General features: G+C 67.7%; 15 protein-coding genes. 4 read left to right on the plus strand and 11 right to left on the minus strand.

The genetic code is table 11. The features are described from left to right. Window positions 1-9 precede the first annotated feature (9 nt). The 5 genes from SPHME3_RS0101570 to parE all read right to left on the minus strand — a co-directional run bounded on the left by SPHME3_RS0101570 (window position 10) and on the right by parE (window position 6,887). The gene (locus tag SPHME3_RS0101570; RefSeq protein WP_017977610.1) at window positions 10-1,224 is read right to left on the minus strand and encodes a M20 metallopeptidase family protein; all 1,215 of its coding nucleotides are present in this window, start codon (window positions 1,222-1,224) and stop codon (window positions 10-12) included. Window positions 1,225-1,322: 98 nt separating this feature from the next. Continuing rightward, the gene (argF, locus tag SPHME3_RS0101575; protein WP_017977609.1) at window positions 1,323-2,240 is read right to left on the minus strand and encodes an ornithine carbamoyltransferase; all 918 of its coding nucleotides are present in this window, start codon (window positions 2,238-2,240) and stop codon (window positions 1,323-1,325) included. A 149-nt stretch (window positions 2,241-2,389) separates the two neighbouring features. Continuing rightward, window positions 2,390-3,586 (minus strand): aspartate aminotransferase family protein, encoded by a 1,197-nt coding sequence (locus SPHME3_RS0101580; protein ID WP_026189057.1) that lies wholly within the window; start codon window positions 3,584-3,586, stop codon window positions 2,390-2,392. Window positions 3,587-3,696: 110 nt separating this feature from the next. Beyond that, the gene (locus SPHME3_RS0101585) at window positions 3,697-4,842 is read right to left on the minus strand and encodes a hypothetical protein (RefSeq protein ID WP_145957894.1); all 1,146 of its coding nucleotides are present in this window, start codon (window positions 4,840-4,842) and stop codon (window positions 3,697-3,699) included. Window positions 4,843-4,904: 62 nt separating this feature from the next. Continuing rightward, a complete protein-coding gene (parE, locus tag SPHME3_RS0101590) occupies window positions 4,905-6,887 on the minus strand; it encodes a DNA topoisomerase IV subunit B (protein WP_018250518.1) in 1,983 nt (660 codons plus the stop codon). Window positions 6,888-7,068: 181 nt separating this feature from the next. Here parE and SPHME3_RS0101595 point away from each other — a divergent pair, with 181 nt between their 5' ends. Continuing rightward, a complete protein-coding gene (locus tag SPHME3_RS0101595; protein ID WP_017977605.1) occupies window positions 7,069-7,902 on the plus strand; it encodes an outer membrane protein in 834 nt (277 codons plus the stop codon). 326 nt (window positions 7,903-8,228) lie between these two features. On the opposite strand, the gene SPHME3_RS0101600 is transcribed toward SPHME3_RS0101595, so the two are convergent. After that, window positions 8,229-8,933 carry a GcrA family cell cycle regulator gene (locus SPHME3_RS0101600; protein ID WP_017977604.1) on the minus strand — a complete coding sequence of 235 codons (705 nt, stop codon included), beginning with the start codon at window positions 8,931-8,933 and terminating at the stop codon, window positions 8,229-8,231. A gap of 66 nt (window positions 8,934-8,999) precedes the next feature. Here SPHME3_RS0101600 and SPHME3_RS0101605 point away from each other — a divergent pair, with 66 nt between their 5' ends. Beyond that, the gene (locus SPHME3_RS0101605) at window positions 9,000-9,854 is read left to right on the plus strand and encodes an ABC transporter permease (RefSeq protein WP_017977603.1); all 855 of its coding nucleotides are present in this window, start codon (window positions 9,000-9,002) and stop codon (window positions 9,852-9,854) included. Next, window positions 9,812-11,158, plus strand: coding sequence for a serine hydrolase (locus tag SPHME3_RS0101610; protein WP_017977602.1), 1,347 nt, complete (start codon window positions 9,812-9,814; stop codon window positions 11,156-11,158). The genes SPHME3_RS0101605 and SPHME3_RS0101610 overlap by 43 nt, the downstream gene beginning before the upstream one ends. On the opposite strand, the gene SPHME3_RS0101615 is transcribed toward SPHME3_RS0101610, so the two are convergent. The 4 genes from SPHME3_RS0101615 to SPHME3_RS0101630 are packed head-to-tail and all read right to left on the minus strand — an operon-like array spanning window position 11,136 to window position 14,044. Continuing rightward, window positions 11,136-11,651 (minus strand): GNAT family N-acetyltransferase, encoded by a 516-nt coding sequence (locus tag SPHME3_RS0101615; RefSeq protein WP_017977601.1) that lies wholly within the window; start codon window positions 11,649-11,651, stop codon window positions 11,136-11,138. The genes SPHME3_RS0101610 and SPHME3_RS0101615 overlap by 23 nt on opposite strands. Next, the gene (locus SPHME3_RS0101620; RefSeq protein WP_017977600.1) at window positions 11,648-12,436 is read right to left on the minus strand and encodes a LysR family transcriptional regulator; all 789 of its coding nucleotides are present in this window, start codon (window positions 12,434-12,436) and stop codon (window positions 11,648-11,650) included. Before SPHME3_RS0101620 ends, SPHME3_RS0101615 begins: the two co-directional genes overlap by 4 nt. Next, window positions 12,433-12,831, minus strand: coding sequence for a Co2+/Mg2+ efflux protein ApaG (apaG, locus tag SPHME3_RS0101625; protein WP_017977599.1), 399 nt, complete (start codon window positions 12,829-12,831; stop codon window positions 12,433-12,435). The genes SPHME3_RS0101620 and apaG overlap by 4 nt, the downstream gene beginning before the upstream one ends. Before the next feature lie 7 nt (window positions 12,832-12,838). Beyond that, window positions 12,839-14,044, minus strand: a complete 1,206-nt coding sequence (locus tag SPHME3_RS0101630) for a trans-sulfuration enzyme family protein (RefSeq protein ID WP_017977598.1) — start codon at window positions 14,042-14,044, stop codon at window positions 12,839-12,841. Between the two features lie 497 nt (window positions 14,045-14,541). Between SPHME3_RS0101630 and SPHME3_RS0101635 the strand changes: the two genes are divergently transcribed. Beyond that, a complete protein-coding gene (locus tag SPHME3_RS0101635; protein WP_017977597.1) occupies window positions 14,542-15,762 on the plus strand; it encodes a phospholipid carrier-dependent glycosyltransferase in 1,221 nt (406 codons plus the stop codon). Here the strand turns inward: SPHME3_RS0101635 and SPHME3_RS0101640 are convergent. Further along, window positions 15,759-16,856 carry a glycosyltransferase family 2 protein gene (locus tag SPHME3_RS0101640; protein ID WP_017977596.1) on the minus strand — a complete coding sequence of 366 codons (1,098 nt, stop codon included), beginning with the start codon at window positions 16,854-16,856 and terminating at the stop codon, window positions 15,759-15,761. The two genes, SPHME3_RS0101635 and SPHME3_RS0101640, sit on opposite strands and share 4 nt — an antisense overlap. Window positions 16,857-16,858 lie beyond the last annotated feature (2 nt).

Here is a 16,858-nt window from a genome sequence, read left to right on the forward strand (position 1 = left end):
TGCCCGCCCTCAATCGAACCCGTTCTCCAGGAACCGCGTCGCGATCGCGCAGTGCATCGCCACGCCCTTCGCCATCACCGATTCCTCGATCGTCATCCGCGTATTGTGCAGCGGCGGGTTGGTCGCGGGATCGCTGCCGACCGGCGCGACGCCGATGAAGGCGAAGGCGCCGGGCGTCTCGCGCAGCACGTATGAAAAGTCCTCCGCGCCCATCATCGGCTGCGGCATCGCCGCGAACGGCTGGCCGAGCGTGCCGGCGACGCCCTCGATCAGCGCCGCACCGCGCGGGTCGTTGACCGTCACCGGATAGCCCGCCTCGATCCGCGTCTCCGCGGTCGCGCCATGCGCGATGGCGATATGCTCCGCGATCCGCTGGAACGCCGCCTGCATCGTCGCCCGCGTGCCCTCCGACAGCGTGCGCAGCGTACCGAGCATCGTCACCTCGCCCGGCACGATATTGTGCGCCGACCCCGCCTCGATCTTCGTCACCGACAGTACCGCCGGATCGGTGACGGGAATACGGCGCGCGATGAAGGTCTGGAGCGCGGTGACGATTTCGCAGGCGACGGGGATCGGATCGATGCAGTCGTGCGGCATCGCGGCATGGCCCCCGGCACCACGGATCGTTGCGTGAATCGTGTCCGCCGACGCCATGATCGGCCCGCCGCGCGTCACGACGACGCCTGCGGGTGCATTGGGCGTGATGTGCAGCGCGAACGCCGCATCGGGCTTGGCGATGGCGAGCAGCCCGTCGTCGATCATGAAGCGGGCGCCGTGATAGCCCTCCTCGCCCGGCTGGAACATGAAGACGATCGTGCCCGGCAGGCTCTCCCGGCGCGCACACAGCGCCTTGGCCGCGCCGACCAGCATCGCGGTGTGCGAATCATGCCCGCAGGCATGCATGCGGCCGGGGATGGTGCTGGCGAACGGCAGCCCCGTCTCCTCCTGCATCGGCAGCGCATCCATGTCGCCGCGCAGCAGCACGGTGCGGCCGTTATCGCCCGCCTGCCCCTTCAGGATGGCGATGAAGCCGGTGGTGGACGTGCTGTCGTGGATCTCCAGCGGCAGGCCGGCGAGCGCCGCCTTGATCTTCGCGGTGGTCAGCGGGCAGTACAGCCCGACCTCTGGCTCGGCATGGATCGCGCGGCGCAATGCGATCGTATCGTCCAGCCCGGCCTCGCCCGCAGCGGCCCAGTCGGTGGCAAACGTCTCGTCTAGGGACATGAATAGGCTCCGTTACTTGAGGCACATCGTGCGCCTCGAGAGCCGTTTTGTCGAGGTGCGGGGCGGCACGACGCGCGGCGGAACCGCCCCCAGAGACCTCAGCCGATCTGCCCGAACACCCAGCGCAGCACCGCCTTTTGCGCGTGTAACCGGTTTTCCGCCTCGCGCCAGATCAGCGACTGCGGCCCGTCGATCACCGCATCGACCACTTCCTCGCCGCGATGCGCGGGCAGGCAGTGGAGGAAGCGCGCGTCGGGCTTGGCGCGCGCCATCAGCGCCTCATCGACCTGGAAGGGCATCATCGCAGCGAGCTTCGTGTCGGCATGCGCCTGGCCCATCGAGATCCAGGTGTCGGTAACAATCACGTCCGCGCCCTCGACCGCCTCGGCCGCGGTGCCGACGACGCGCGCGCGGCCCTTGCCCAGCGCGACGTCCGCTTCGCTGGGCTGATAGCCTTGCGGACAGGCGGCGATGACATCAAACTGCATCAGGCCCGCCGCCTCCATGATCGAGGCGAGCACGTTGTTGCCATCCCCCAGCCACGCGACCTTCAGCCCGGGCAGCGCCTTGCCGTCCTCCAGGATCGTCTGCAGGTCGGCCATGATCTGGCAGGGGTGCGACGCGTCGGTCAGGCCGTTGATCACCGGCACGCTGGCATGGCGCGCCATATCCTCGACCTTGGCATGATCGTCGGTGCGGATCATGATCGCATCGACATAGCCCGACAGCACGCGCGCGGTATCCGCGATGCTCTCACCACGGCCGAGCTGCATGCTGCCGGCATCCATCACGATCGACGTGCCCCCCAGCTGGCGGATCGCCATGTCGAAGCTGACCCGCGTGCGCGTCGAATTCTTTTCGAAGATCATCGCCAGCACATGACCGGCCAGCGGCGCGTCGGCATCGACGCGCCCCTTCGGCCAGCCGGCCCGCGCCGCCTTGCGGCTCATCGCATCGTCGAGCATCGCGGCCACGCCATCGGCGCCGGCATCGGTGAGATTCAGGAAATGACGCATGTGAAAAGTCCTCCCTCGCGCAGCGGGGGAGGGGGACCGCGGCCGACAGGCCGTGGTGGAGGGGGCGCTTCCCCAAACGCAGCCCCCGCCGTCCTCCCCCTCCGTCACCGCATGCGCGGTGCCACCTCCCCCTGACGGGGGAGGAATCATCAATCGTCGCTCGCCGGTGCGAACACCCGCGCCGCCGCGCTCAGCTTGTCGATGCACTCGGCGACATGCGCATCCTCGATCACCAGCGGCGGCAGCATGCGCACGACATTCTCGCCGGCCGCGACCAGCAGCAGGTTGTGATTGTCGCGGGCATGCGCGACGAATTCGCGCGGCTCGACCCCAGCCTTCAGCTTCAGGCCGAGCATCAGCCCCTTGCCGCGCACGCCTTCGAAGACGTGGTCGTGGTTGGGGATCATCTGCTCCAGCGCACCGCGCAGCCGCTCGCCCATCACCGTGACGTTCTCGAGGAAGCCGTCCTCCAGCATCACGTCGAGCACCGCCTGCCCCGCCGCCATGGCGAGCGGGTTGCCGCCATAGGTCGATCCATGCGTGCCGATCACCATGCCCTTCGCCGCCTCTTCGGTGGCAAGGCACGCGCCCAGCGGGAAGCCGCCGCCGATGCCCTTTGCGACCGACATGATGTCCGGCTTGATGCCGTAATGCTCATAGGCCCACATCTTGCCGGTACGGCCATAACCGCACTGCACCTCGTCCAGGATCAGCAGCAGGCCGTGTTCGTCGCACGCCTTGCGCAGACCCTGGATGAATTCGGGCGTGCTTACCGACACGCCGCCCTCGCCCTGGATCGTCTCGACCATGAAGCCGGCGGTGTTCTCGTCCACCAGCGCGAGCGCCGCCTTCAGGTCGTTGAACGGCGCATAGGCGAAGCCGGGCAGCAGTGGCTCGAACCCGTCGCGCATCTTGGGCTGATTGGTCGCCGAGATCGCCCCCATCGTCCGCCCGTGGAAGGCGTTGTTGAAGGTGATGATCGTGTGCCGCTGCGGATTGCCGTTGGCGAAGTGATAGCGCCGCGCGGTCTTGATCGCGCACTCGACGGCTTCGGTGCCCGAATTGGTAAAGAACACCGTATCGGCAAAGCTGTTCGCGACGATCCGCTCCGCCAGCGCCTCGCCCTGGGGGCTGCCGTAAAGGTTGCTGACGTGCATCAGCGTCGCCGCCTGCTCGGCGATCGCCTTCACCAGATGCGGGTGGCCATGCCCCAGCGCATTGACCGCGATCCCCGCCGCCATATCCAGATAGCGGTCGCCGTTTTCGGAGATCAGGTAGCACCCCTCCCCTCGGACCGGACGCACCCCGCACCGTGGGTAAACGGGCATGAGCGGCGTAATGGTCACGAGAGGTCTCCTCTTCTCTTCAACGAGAAAGGGCGGCCTGTGCTGGCCGCCCTTAGCCCTACTACCGGACGGGGGAGGGCGGGGTCAACTCGCCGCAACGGGTCGTTTGGCTAACTCGCAGGCGGGTGACGATACGCTGCGGTGATATCCGTTGTCTCCAACTGCCCCCTGCCGGATCGGATCGGCATGCGACCACCTGTCGCTGTGCCGAGCGGATAGACCATCGAATACCGCTCAACTTTGTACACACCCCGACTGTCCGTCGTGCCTTTGAGCGGCGCATATCGCCGGCCGGCCACCGCTTTCAACTTCCGCGCAAGCCAGGACCCCGGCGGGCTCTTCGACCGCCCCACGACATCGACGTCCGCGACGGACCCATCTGCCCGCACCCAGAATGCGACATCCGCCCATTCGGGATCGGTATTGCCGCCATCCTTGCCATTCAATCCGTTCTCGGATGCCGTAAACCGTGCTTCGGGTTCACTGAGCAACACTACTTCGTCTCCGGTGACGGGCTTGGCGCTGGCGACTATGCGTTCCCGATCACGAGGCTTGGCGTTCAATGCCGCGATCTGCGTATCCAATAATCCTAGGGCTTCGCGATACTCGGCGAACTCGGACTCGGTCCGCTTGGCAATCCGATTGCGCCATAGCTTAGCCGCACCCCGATAATCCGGGTTAGCGTTGGCCAAGGCGGCGTACAGCGTCGCGCCGCGGAACAGCGCCTGTGCCTCGACACCGTAATAGCCCTTCTTATGTGCCTTCGCTGCGACATCATCGAGGATCTGGCGGGCCGCGATAATGCGCCCCTCCTTCGCAAACTGCCCAGCCGTATCAAGACGCTGTAGCAAAATCAGGGGATCGTCCGGCGACAATCCTGCCTTCAGCGCATCCGTCGCATCCAACGCCGAAAGCCTGGCCGAATCGGGTCGGCCATCGAGGTTTGCAAGAGTGTTCAGGGCCCGATGGAGGTCCGAGACCTCCATTGGATATTTCGCGTCGTATTTCGCCGTACGGTGACGGGTCTTCAGCAATGTCTGCCGGGATGAAGCATAATCTCCCGCCAAGAACTGTCGTGTCGCATAGACCAGCGCGGCTTTAATCTCTTCATTCGGAGGACATTGCCGCGCGATGCAGGCATCGAGCGCACGCTTCGCCCCCGCAACATTACGCGCCACGACGATAATGTCACTTTCGGGCGGTGGAGCGGGCGTCGTGGCAGCCGCCGCCTGTAATAGAAACGCCCATCCGATCATGATTTCAACTCCGAACGCCGCACCCCCGTAACATGAGCGAGGATCAGGCGTTCGTCCAGCGCCTACGCGTCGATCGCCTCTTCGTCCATCCGCGCCGCATTTTCCTGAATAAACGCAAAGCGGTGCGCCGGATTGTTGCCCATCAACCGATCGACCAAGTCCTTAACCCCTGCGCGTTCTTCATATTCCTGCGGCAGCGTCACGCGGATCAGGCTGCGCGTGTTGGGGTCCATCGTCGTTTCGCGCAGCTGGCCGGGGTTCATTTCGCCAAGCCCCTTGAAGCGCGCGACATCGACCTTCTTGCCCTTGAACGCGGTGCGCTCCAGCTCGGCACGATGCGCGTCGTCGCGAGCATACAGGGACTTGGCGCCCACCGTCAGGCGATAGAGCGGCGGCTGCGCGAGATACAAATGCCCGCGCCGCACCAGATCCGGCATTTCCTGGAAGAAGAACGTCATCAACAGCGTCGCGATATGCGCCCCGTCGACGTCGGCGTCGGTCATGATGACGATGCGTTCGTAGCGCAGCTGGCTGGCGTCGCAGTCCTTGCGCGTGCCGCAGCCAAGCGCCTGGATCAGATCGGCGATTTCCTGGTTCGCGACGATCTTCGCACTCGTCGCGCTGGCAACGTTCAGGATCTTGCCTCGGATCGGCAGGATCGCCTGCGTCTTGCGATCACGCGCCTGCTTGGCCGAGCCGCCGGCCGAGTCGCCTTCGACGATGAACAGCTCGGTGCCTTCCGGCGAGTCGGCGGCGCAGTCGGTCAGCTTGCCGGGCAGGCGCAATTTGCGCGCGCTGGTCGCGGTCTTGCGCTTGACCTCGCGCTCGGCCTTGCGGCGCAGGCGCTCGTCCATCCGGTCGAGGACATAGCCGAGCAGCGCCTTGCCGCGCTCCATATTGTGGCCGAGCCAATGGTCGAAATGGTCGCGCACCGCCTTTTCGACGAGGCCGGCCGCCTCCGGCGACGTCAGCCTATCCTTCGTCTGGCTCTGGAATTGCGGATCGCGGATGAAGACGCTGAGCATCAGCTCGCTGCCGACCATCACGTCGTCGGCGGTGATATCCTTGGCCTTCTTCTGGTTCACCAGCTCGCCAAATGCGCGCAAACCCCGGACCAGCGCCTGGCGCAGGCCCTGTTCGTGCGTGCCACCGTCGGGCGTCGGGATCGTGTTGCAATACCAGCTGTAGCTGCCGTCGCTCCACAGCGGCCAGGCGACCGCCCATTCGACACGCCCTGCTTCGCCCGGAAAGTCCTGTCGTCCCGCAAAGAAATCGGCCGTCGCGCATTCGCGACCGCCGATCTGTTCGCGCAGATGATCGGCGAGACCGCCCGGGAATTGGAACACCGCCTCCGCCGGCGTATCGCTGCCCTCGACCAGCTCAGGCGCGCAATGCCAGCGAATCTCGACGCCGGCGAACAGATAGGCCTTCGATCGGACAAGCTGGTGCAGCCGCTTGGGCTTGAAGGCGAGCTCGGGCCCGAAAATCTCGACATCCGGCGTGAACGCGACCGAGGTGCCGCGGCGATTGGGCGCCGCACCGACATGCTCCAGCGGCCCCAGCGTCTGCCCGCGGCTGAACCGTTGGCGGTAGAGCTGGCGGTCGCGCGCCACCTCGACCACCGTGTCGCTCGATAGCGCATTGACCACCGAGACGCCGACGCCGTGCAGGCCGCCGCTGGTCGCATAGGCCTTGCCGGCGAACTTGCCGCCCGAATGCAGCGTCGACAGGATCACCTCCAGCGCGCTCTTGTCGGGAAACTTGGGATGCGGGTCGACGGGAATGCCGCGACCATTGTCGACGATGGTCAGGCGATTGCCCGGCTCCAGCGTCACTTCGATCCGCGTCGCATGGCCCGCGACCGCCTCGTCCATCGCATTGTCGAGCACCTCGGCGGCGAGGTGGTGCAACGCGCGTTCGTCCGTACCGCCGACATACATGCCAGGGCGGCGGCGAACCGGCTCCAGCCCCTCGAGCACCTCGATCGACGAAGCGTCATAGCTGTTGGCGGGGGTAGCGGACGAAGCGAACAAATCCTGGGCCATCAGGCGGAACCATAAGGGAACATCGCAGGCGATACCAGTATTGCGCGAGCGACGCATGTTGCTCGAATATTTCTACGCTGGTGCATAAAAGCCACACCTGTGCGATTTGGTTGATCTGACGCATATTTTCCGTCGGAGCGGACGTTCCTTGCCCGACTGTCACGTCTGTCGGGAGAGACATATGCGTTCTATTCTGGTCGCCGGCGCGCTTGCCGCGGCATCCTTCACCACCGCCGCGCAGGCGCAGGAGATGGCCGACGATACGCCGTTCAGCGGCATCTATATCGGCGCTGCCGGCGGCTATGACGTCCAGCCGAACGACGTCGGTTCGCGCATCCTGTTCGATCGCGGGTCGAACGGCAGCTTCGGCGATACGGTGTCGACCGCGGCGGGCGCCAACGCCTTCTCGCCCGGCTTCTGTAATGGCCGCGCGCGTGGCGCGACGCCGACGCCCGGCGGCTGCGCCAACGATCGCGATGGCTGGTCGTACTATGGGCGGATCGGCATGGACTCGCAGCGCGGCAACGTCGTGATCGGTGCGGTCGGCGAATTCGGCAAGAGCGAGATCACCGACAGCGTCAGCGCCTTTTCGACGACGCCCGCCAATTACGTCATGACCCGCAAGCTGGATTGGGAAGCGAGCATTCGCGGCCGCGTCGGCTACGCACCGGGCACGACGCTGTTCTACGGCACGTTCGGACCGGGCTATGCGCGGATCGATCGCGAATTCACGACGACCAACACCGCCAATGCCTTCAGCCAGTTCGGCAAGCGCAACCAGTGGGGCATCGTCGGCGGCGGCGGTATCGAACAGAAGCTCGGCAAGAACTTCTCGATCGGCATGGAATATACCTATCACCAGTATCGCGACGACGATGCGCGCGTGCGGGTGACGCAAGGGACGGCGCCGACGACGAACCCGTTCGTGCTGGGCGGAACGACGACGGACTTCCGCCGCTCGGACACGCAGTTCCGCTGGCATTCGCTGCGCGCAACGGCGGCGTTCCGCTTCTAAGGCGAAGGGCGGCCTGAGCCATGCCACGCATGGCTCAGGACTCGCGCAAGCCCGGCCAGCGTGCCGCGCCAGCGGACACGACTGACGACGCGGCTTCGCCGCGGCGCGCCGTACCCACCTCCGTTCGTGCTGAGCTTGTCGAAGCACAGCATTCCAGATGCGAGGCCATCACTCGGGGCGCCCCGCCCTTCGACAGGCTCAGGGCGAACGGGTGCGGGGTAGACGGGAGAGCACTAAACCAGGCCCGTCATGGGCAAAGCCCATGACGTCGGACGCGGCTGTCGGCCGCGCCGGCCGGGCGGACCGGGTTCGCTGGCGCTACGCGCCTAGCGGACCCTGGGTCCGCCGAACGGCATCGGGGGCGGCGGGCGGCGATCACGCCGCGGCAGCTGCGCCTGATAGGCATGGCCGCAATGTTCGACGCAGTAGGGGAAGCCCGGGTTCACCTTCTCGCCGCAAAAGTGGAAGTCGGGTTCGCCCGGATGGCCCAGCGGCCACTTGCAGATGCGGTCGTTGAGGTCGAGCAGCGTCGTCTTGCCCGCGATCTCGGGCGAAGGCTTGGCCGGCACCAGCCGGCGCGGCGGCGCGGGCGTGGCGGGGGGCTGCTGCTCGCCGGGCGACTGGCGCACGAAGCCGCCGGGACCGACCGACCGCAGGATCGGCTGCGGCTCGCGACGCGGCGCGGCGACGACGGCATCCGTGTCGTCGTCATCCTCGTCTTCGTCGTCGCGGACATCCGCGGCGGCGACCACCGGCTCGGGCGCAGGCGTCGGCTTCGGCGCGGGGGGCGGCGGAGCGGGCGGCGCCGCGACGACGGGTTCGGGCTCGGGCGCGGCCGGCACCGGTGCGGGGGCCGCAACGGGCTCGTTCGGCTTCACCGGCGACGGGCGCGACTGCAACCCCAGGCGATGCGCCTTGCCGATCACGGCGTTGCGGCTGACGCCACCCAGCGCCTCGGCGATCTGGCTGGCGGTCTGGCCCGCTTCCCACATCGTCTTGAGCGTGTCGATCCGCTCGTCGGTCCAGGACATTCGTACTTCCCTATATTCTCACAGCCGGGTTGCGGGCGGCTGCGCAGGCGATTACCCGCTTCGCTCATGAGCAGCCAGCCCCCAATCGGCGAAATCCAATCGGCGATCCGGTCCGCACCCGGCGTGCCGGTGATCCGGAACGTGAATTGGGGCGGCCTGAAGACCCTCTATGTGAAGGAGGTGCGCCGGTTCTTCAAGGTGCAGCTCCAGACGGTATGGGCGCCGGCGATCACGACCCTGCTGTTCCTGATCGTCTTTACCATCGCGACGGGCGCGAAAAGCCCGGTCCAGGTCGGCGGCACCATCGTCCCCTTCGCCGATTTCATCGCGCCCGGCCTCATCATCAGCCAGGGGATGATGGGCCCCGCCTTCGCCAATGCCAGCTTCTCGCTGCTGGTCGGCAAGATCCAGGGGACGATCGTCGATTACCTGCAACCGCCGCTGTCGACCGCGGAGCTGCTAGCGGCGCTCGTCGGCGGCGCGATGACGCGCGCGTTCCTCGTCGGCTTCATCTGCTGGTGCGCGATGGCGCTGTATCCGGGCGTCCACGTGACGCCGGCGCACCCGCTCGCCATCCTGTGGTTCGGCTTCCTCGGCGCGGCCTTCCTGTCGTTCCTCGGCGTGCTGACGTCGATCTGGGCGGAGAAGTTCGACCATGCCGCCGCGGTCACCAATTTCGTGATCGCGCCGCTGTCGCTGCTGTCGGGCACCTTCTACTCGGTCGATCGCCTGGCCCCCGCGTTCCGCGCGTTCAGCCATGCCAACCCCTTCTTCTATATCATTTCGGGCTTCCGATACGGCTTCCTTGGCACCGCCGATTCGCCCATCATGGTCGGCAGCATCGCGATATTGGCGGTGGACGTCGTGCTGGGGGTGACATGCTACGTGCTCTTGCGAAAAGGCTGGAAGCTCAAGAACTGATCGCCGCGCTGGCGCTGGGCTGCCTCGCGCCCGTCACGGCGAGCGCCCAGACGCCGCCGCCCGCCGCGGCCCCCGTCGCGCGCCCCGTCGCGACCGATGCCGATCCGGCAGTGCGCGCGCAGGCGGAGGCGCTGCTGCCCGTGCTGAACGGCGGTCCGGGATACGACACGGTGTTCGCCCCCGCCTTTCGTCAGGCCGTACCACTAGGCCAGTGGCAGGCGCTCACCGCGCAATTGCGCGACTCGCTGGGGGCCCCGCAGCGGATCGCGACGCTGACCCCGAAAGGTCGCTATGCCGCGCAACTGCTCGTCGGCTACGAACGCGGCACCGCGACGATGCTGATCGCGATCGATCCCGCCGCGCCCCACGCGATCACCGGGTTGCGCATCACCGGCACGACCCGCAGCGACGACAGCGCGGCGACGATCGAAAAGGACCTGTCGGCGCTGCCCGGCACGACACGGCTCGGCATCTACGCACTGGACGGCGCGACGCCGATGCCTGTGCTGGCGATCCGCGACGCCCAGCCCGCCCCGCTCGGCTCCGCGTTCAAATTGTGGGTACTCGCCGAAACCGCACGGCGGGTCGCCTCGGGCAAGCATCGCTGGGACGAGGTGGTGCCAATTGCCGCGCCGTCCCTTCCCTCCGGCATCCTGCAAACCTGGCCCGCGGGGACGCCGGTGACGCTCCAGACGCTGGCGACGCTGATGATCTCGATCAGCGACAACACCGCCGCCGACACGTTGATCGGCGTGCTGGGACGCAAGGAGGTCGACGCCATGGCCGCGCGTTTCGGCGCCACCGGCCCGGTGCTGACGACGCGCGAGGCCTTCGCGATTAAGGCCGACCCTACGCGCATCGCCGCATGGAAGGGCACCGACGCCGCCGGCCGCCGCGCCCTGCTCGCCGCGCAGGCCTCCGCGATAGCGACCCAGCGCATCGACCCGCTGATGTTCTCTTCGGGCCCGATCGCCAACGACAGCGTCGAATGGTTCGCATCGCCCCGTGACATGGCGCGCCTGCTCGCCCATCTGCGCGACGCGGGGCCGGTGGTGCGCGGCATCCTGGGCATCAACCCGGGCATCGACCCCGCCACCGCGGCGCGCTTCCGCTATGTCGGGTTCAAGGGCGGGTCGGAGCCGGGGGTGATCACGCTCAACCTGCTGGCGCAGGCACGGGACGGACGCTGGTATGCGGTGGTCGGCGACTGGCACCGCTCGGACGCAGGCGTCGACGATGCGGCTTTCGTCGCCCTGGTATCGCGCGCGCTGGCGCTGGTCGCTACGCCCGCCACTCGTCCCTGAGCAGGCCATAGATCAGCGTATCGCGCACGCCGATGTGCGTCTCCCACTCGGCGCGCAGCCGGCCTTCCAGCACGAAGCCCAGCCGCTCGACCAGACCGATCGACGGCGTATTGTCGGGGTCGATGTCGGCAAACACCCGCCGCTGCCCCTCGGCGAACAATTGGTCGAGCAACGCGCCCAACGCCTCGCGCGCGACACCCTGTCCCCAGGTGGCGCGGTCGAACAGATAGCCGATCTCCGACACGCCCGCGCGGCGCTGCCCTGCCGCAACGAAGCCGATTGCCCGATCCTCGCCCCGCCACGTCACCGCCCAGGCCCGCCAGTCGGGATGTGCCGTGCCGAAATGCACGCGGAGATCCTCGACCCGCGTGAACGGCGGATAGGACCACCAGCGCATCGCCTCGGCATCCGCCATGGTCGGGAACAGCGCCTCGGCATCGTCCGCCACGCGCGGCCTGAGCGTCAGCCGCGCGGTGTGCAGCGTCGGCGTCACGCGGTCAGCGCGTCGACCAGCGCCTTCACCTTGGCCTGCCGCCATTGCGGCAGCGGTGCGACCAGCCAATAGCCCATACGCGACGGTTGCGCCTCGCCGATCGTCACCAATTGCCCCGCCGCGATCGCCCGCGCCGCCAGCAGTTCGGGCACCGTCGCGCGCCCCAGTCCCGCCACCGCCGCATCGATCGCCAGCCCTGCGTCGGCGACCTTCACCAACGCCGCACCGTCGCCGCCCGGCGCGCCCGGCCAGCCGATCGCCGCGTCCCCGCCGCTCGGCGCCGCCACCGTCACCATACCCTCCGACTCGAGCGCCTCGCCCTCATGCTCGCCCGGCCCCTCGCCCCAGCGGATCGCCAGGTCGAGGTTCGCCTCGGTGAAATCGCCGGTATCGTCGGCGGCAAGCAATACGAAGCGCAGCTCCGCATCCGCCTGCGCCACTTCGGCAAGGCGCGGCATCAGCCATTTCTCGGTCAGGTCGCGCGGCGCGGCAATGGTCAGCGACTTGGACGATTGCCCCGCCTGCATCGCGCGCACCGCTTCCTCGAATTGCAGGAAGCCGTCACGCAGCGCCGGCAACCCCGCCTCCGCCTCGGGCGTCAGCTCCAGCCCGCGCGTCGTGCGGCGGAACAGCACGACGCCCAGCGTATCCTCCAGCGCACGGATCTGCTGGCCGACGGCGGCGGGCGTCACCGCCAGCTCGTCCGCCGCGCGCGTGAAGCTCAGGTGCCGCGCCGCCGCATCCAGCACGCGCAGGCCGTTGAGGGGAAGATGCGTGCGCTTCACGTCTCCACCGCCGGCGCCAGCAGCGCAAACCGGGGGATCGACGCGTCGAACGCCTGCCCGGCCTCGTCGATCAGCCGGTAGCTGCCCTGCATCGCGCCGTTCGGCGTCTGCAGCGGGCAACCCGACACATAATCGAAGCTCCCGCCCGGTGCGATCACCGGCTGTTCGCCGACGACGCCCTCGCCCTCCACCGAATGGCGCGCGCCGCGGCCGTCGGTGATGATCCAGTGGCGCGTCAGCAACTGGACCGTCCGGTCCGACTCATTCTCGATCCGGATATGATAGGCCCAGAACCAGCGCCCCCGCTGCGGCTCCGATTGTTCGGGCAGATAGCTGACCGCGACGCGCACGGTCACGCCATCGGTGGTCGCGGCATGGGGGAATAGCTGCTTCACGGCCGCCCTACAGCCCGACCGCGCGCAACGCCTGGTCGAGGTCGTCGATCAGGTCGTGCGGGTCTTCGAGGCCGACGTTCAGCCGCAGCATGCCCTCGGTCACGCCCATCTCGGCACGCGTCTCCGCCGACACGCCGGCATGCGTGGTGGACGCCGGGTGCGTCATCAGCGAGCGCGAATCGCCGATGTTGTTGGAGATGTCGATCAGCGCCAGCGCGTCGAGCAGCCCGTGCGCCTGGGTGCGGTCCGCGACCTCGAACGCGAAGATCGGGCCGGTCGCGCGCATCTGGCTCATCGCGAGCGCGTGCTGTGGATGGCTCGGCAGGCCCGGGTGCAGGATCTTCGGCACGCGGGCTTCCAGGAAGCGGCCGACCGTCAGCGCGCTCTCCGCCTGCCGCGTAATGCGCAGGTCCAGCGTCTCCAGCCCCTTCAACACCACCCAGGCGTTAAACGCCGACAGCGTCGGGCCGGTGTTGCGCGTGAAGGGCAACAGCGTGTTGGTGATGAAATCTTCGGTCCCGCACACCGCGCCGGCGAGCACGCGGCCCTGCCCGTCCATCATCTTGGTCGCGGAATAGGCGGTAACGTCCGCGCCCATGTCCATCGGCCGCTGGAGCGCGGGCGTGGCGAAGGCATTGTCGACCACGGTCGTGATGCCGCGTTCCCGCGCAATGGCGCAGACGGCGCGGATGTCGACCACGTCCATCGTCGGATTGGCCGGCGTTTCGAAGAAGAAGACCTTCGTTTCGGGCCGCACCGCGTCGAGGAATTGCTGCGGATCGCGTGCATCGACGATCGTGGTCTGGATGCCGAACTTGGGCAGCAACGTATCGGTCAGCCAGCGGCACGATCCGAACGCCGCGCGCCCGCCGACCAGATGATCGCCCGCCTGCAACTGACACAGCAGCACCGCGGTCATCGCCGCCATGCCCGATGCCATCGTCCGGCACGCCTCGGCCCCTTCCAGCAGCGCGATCCGCTGTTCCAGCATTTCGACCGTCGGATTCTGCAGACGGGAATAGGTCATCCCCTCCTGCTCACCCGCGAACCGCGCCGCGGCATCGCCCGCCTTGTCGTAGGTATAGCCAGAGGTGAGGAACAGCGCCTCGCTCGTCTCGCCATATTCGCTGCGGGCCGTGCCGCCACGGACGGCCAGCGTCGCGGGGCGCCAGTTGGCGGTGATCGAACGGTCCTGACCTGCCTTGCGCTTCATGCCGCCCGCTTTGCCGGACGCGGGCGGGGGGTGCAAGGGTGGGGTACGGTTGCGCGAGACGGCCGCCCCGCCCACCCCGTCACCCCGGACTCGTTCCGGGGTCCACCGGGCCACAAGGGGACGGCCGGAGCCTCTAGGCCATATCGACATTCACCGTCGTGATGGATTTCCCGACGAGCGGACAGACATGAAGAAAAAGAGTTTTGTTCGCGCGGAGGCGCGGAGGACGCAGAGATGTCACGCGCGTGGCAACGCTTCGCCTTGACCTCGACCGAGAGAGACAGGCCGCTCGCGCGGCAAATGCGACACCTCTGCGTCCTCCGCGCCTCCGCGCGAACCGTCTTGTCTTCCCCTCTTCGTATCGTGGCGCGAATGAATGTCGATCGGCCCTAGCGTCCCCCTCGCCGCGAAGTGGACCCCGGAACACGTCCGGGGTGACGGGTGGACACGGACAGCACCCGCTTGCCAACCCGCCCGCTTGCCCCGACAAGCCCCCGGTGCGCTTGTTCCACCGCCCCCTGCCCGCCGCGCTCGGCCTCGGCCTGATCGCGCAACTGCTGTTCAGCTGGCGGCTCACCACGCCGCACACGTTGGTGTTCGACGAGGTGCATTACGTCCCCGCCGCGCGCATGCTGCGCGACCTCGGCGGGCCGGTGAACATCGAACACCCGCTGCTCGGCAAGACGCTGATCGCCGCCGGCATGGCGCTGTTCGGCGACGATCCGCTCGGCTGGCGGATCGGTTCGACGCTGGCGGCGACCGCGGTAGTCATCGGCGTCTTCGCGATCCTGTATCTACTGTTCGGGCGCGTCCGCACCGCCGGCATCGGGGCGACGCTGGCCATCCTCAACTTCACCGTCTTCGTGCAGGCGCGCACCGCGATGCTCGACGGCTATATGGCCGCCTTCGTCGTCACCGGCGTCGCGACCTTGCTCTGGGCGATGCAGGCACAGACGCGCGGGCAGGCCTGGCGGCGCTGGATCGCCGGCGCGGTACTGCTCGGCCTGGCGCTGGGCACGAAATGGACCGCGCTGCCCTATATCGGCTTTGCAGGCCTCGCCTTCCTGCTCGCGCACCGCACGCAACCGCGCCTCCACCCGCTCGCAGCCCTCGCCGCGCTCGGCGTGGTCGCCGCGCTCACCTACGCGCTCACCTTCTGGCCGGCGTTCCTCTACCGCACCCAGCCGCTCACGCTGTCGACGCTGCTCCCCTTCCAGCTCGACATGTACGCGCGCCAGACACAGGTTCTACCGCCCCACCCCTATCAGTCTGCCTGGTGGACGTGGGCGTTCGACTGGCGGCCGGTCTGGTATCTGTACGAGCCCGTCGACGGCGCGCAGCGCGGTATCCTGCTGCTCGGCAATCCCGTGGTGATGTGGGGCGGGCTGATCGCCGTCCTTGCCTGCCTGTACGCCTGGGTGCGCGGCAACGTCCGCGCTGGCGGCGTCGCGCTGCTGTGGGTCGCCAGCGTCGCGATGTGGGCGCTGATCCCCAAGTCGCTGGGTTTCTTCTATTATTACTATTTATCGAGCATCTGGCTGTGCGTCGCTATCGCCGCCGCCTTCGACCATTGGCGCGCGCGCCTGCGCTATTGGGACGAGGCCTTTCTCGCCGCCGCCGCGGTGCTGTTCGTCCACTTCTACCCCATCCTCGCCGCGACGCCGCTCAAAGGCCCGGACTCGTTTCACGGCTGGATGTGGCTGAAGAGCTGGATCTAATAGCGGCCCCAGACGAACTTCGACGACAGCGCGTAATTCCACACCGCGCCCACCAAGATGCCGATCAGCGCCGACGCCGCCGCGCCGCCGTTGCGGAAATCATGGACGAAGGCAGCGATGCCGACATTCGCCACCAGCCCCACCGAACAGACGACGCAGAACGACACCCAGCCGTCGAGCAGCTGGCGGAATCCCTTCAACCGCCGATCGCGATAGGTCAGCGCATTGTTGAGCGCGAAGTTGAACGTCATCGCCGCCACCGCGCCCAGGATCTGCGCGAACAGGAAGTCGGCGCCGGCCAGCATGGCGACGCCCAGCACGCTCATATGCACGCCCACGCCGAGCACGCCGATGCCCGAAAACATCGCGAAGCGCACCGGCACGAACCGGCCGAACATGCGGTCGTACAGCGCGATCAGATATTCCATGGCGACGACGTGATCGAGCTTCGATTCGCCCTCCGTTCGCACCCGGAACGTATAGGGCAGCTCGGCGAAGTTGAGCGGCCGCGTGCTCGTCGTCATCAAATCGAGCAGGATCTTGAAGCCGATCGCCGACAGGTCAGGCACCAGCTCGCGCACCACCGCGGTGCGGATCGCGAAGAACCCGCTCATCGGATCGCTGAGGTCGCCCTTCAGCACCCGGCGCGACAGCTTGGTGGCGAACGCCGACTTGGCGACGCGATCGCGATCCCAGTCGCCCGTGCCGCCGCCATCGACGAAGCGCGATCCGACCACCACGTCGAGCGCCTCGTCCGCCTGCAACAGGTCGAGCATCTTGGGCAGCAGCGTTTCGTCATGCTGCAAATCGCCGTCGATCACCGCGACCACCGGCGCCGCCGTCGCGCACATTCCCTCGATACACGCCGACGACAGGCCGCGTCGGCCGATGCGGTGGATCACCCGCACGCGCGAATCGATCCGGGCCAGCTCGCGCGCCACGTCGGCGGTGCCGTCCGGACTATCGTCGTCGACGAAGATCGCCTCCCAGCGCCGCCCCGCCAGCGCCTGGTCGAGCCGCGCGATCAGCGTCGGCACGTTGGCGCGCTCGTTGAAGGTCGGGATGACGACCGCGATCTCGAGGAGCGTGCTCATGC

This window comes from Sphingomonas melonis DAPP-PG 224 (assembly GCF_000379045.1).
GTDB lineage: Bacteria > Pseudomonadota > Alphaproteobacteria > Sphingomonadales > Sphingomonadaceae > Sphingomonas > Sphingomonas aquatilis.

Bases quoted from the DNA above. Each gene is read 5' to 3' on its own strand.
- SPHME3_RS0101595 (WP_017977605.1), top strand. From the start codon at position 7,069: ATGCGTTCTATTCTGGTCGCCGGCGCGCTTGCCGCGGCATCCTTCACC.
- parE (WP_018250518.1), bottom strand. From the start codon at position 6,887: ATGGCCCAGGATTTGTTCGCTTCGTCCGCTACCCCCGCCAACAGCTAT.
- SPHME3_RS0101570 (WP_017977610.1), bottom strand. From the start codon at position 1,224: ATGTCCCTAGACGAGACGTTTGCCACCGACTGGGCCGCTGCGGGCGAG.
- SPHME3_RS0101600 (WP_017977604.1), bottom strand. From the start codon at position 8,933: ATGTCCTGGACCGACGAGCGGATCGACACGCTCAAGACGATGTGGGAA.
- SPHME3_RS0101630 (WP_017977598.1), bottom strand. From the start codon at position 14,044: ATGAAGCGCAAGGCAGGTCAGGACCGTTCGATCACCGCCAACTGGCGC.
- SPHME3_RS0101610 (WP_017977602.1), top strand. From the start codon at position 9,812: ATGCTACGTGCTCTTGCGAAAAGGCTGGAAGCTCAAGAACTGATCGCC.
- argF (WP_017977609.1), bottom strand. From the start codon at position 2,240: ATGCGTCATTTCCTGAATCTCACCGATGCCGGCGCCGATGGCGTGGCC.
- SPHME3_RS0101640 (WP_017977596.1), bottom strand. From the start codon at position 16,856: ATGAGCACGCTCCTCGAGATCGCGGTCGTCATCCCGACCTTCAACGAG.
- SPHME3_RS0101585 (WP_145957894.1), bottom strand. From the start codon at position 4,842: ATGATCGGATGGGCGTTTCTATTACAGGCGGCGGCTGCCACGACGCCC.
- SPHME3_RS0101605 (WP_017977603.1), top strand. From the start codon at position 9,000: ATGAGCAGCCAGCCCCCAATCGGCGAAATCCAATCGGCGATCCGGTCC.